Annotated in this window: 1 protein-coding gene; it reads right to left on the bottom strand. The window is 51.6% G+C overall.

The annotated features are described in order from the left end of the window. The coding region (locus ACFWW2_RS23865; protein WP_393932630.1) for a hypothetical protein at window positions 1-306 on the bottom strand (306 nt) is incomplete at both ends.

Genomic DNA, 306 nt, shown 5'->3' with positions numbered 1-306 from the left:
CGCACGATGCGGTTTTGTTGCATCAAAGGAACGTTGGCTTTCAAGAGCGCTATGAGAAAAAGCGTTGATCTTCTTACAGTTTTTCAGGTTCGAACGGATCGTCTCTGCCAATTCTTCGGCGCTGTCAGCCGCGTACAGATGAAGTTCACTCGGTGCAATACGATACCTGTCTGGTCTGCCGCCCGAGCCAACATATTCCTCCAGTGTCAGGTGAAAATTGCTGCCACCAAACCCAAAGGAGCTGATTGAAGCCCGGCGAGGATGTTTTTTGCCGCGAACCCATGGTCGGGCGATTCCGGACAAGTA

This window comes from Yoonia sp. R2-816 (assembly GCF_046762905.1).
Lineage (GTDB): Bacteria > Pseudomonadota > Alphaproteobacteria > Rhodobacterales > Rhodobacteraceae > Yoonia.
The sequence above is the reverse complement of the archived record's forward strand: the minus strand, read 5'-3'. Positions and strand labels throughout refer to the sequence as shown.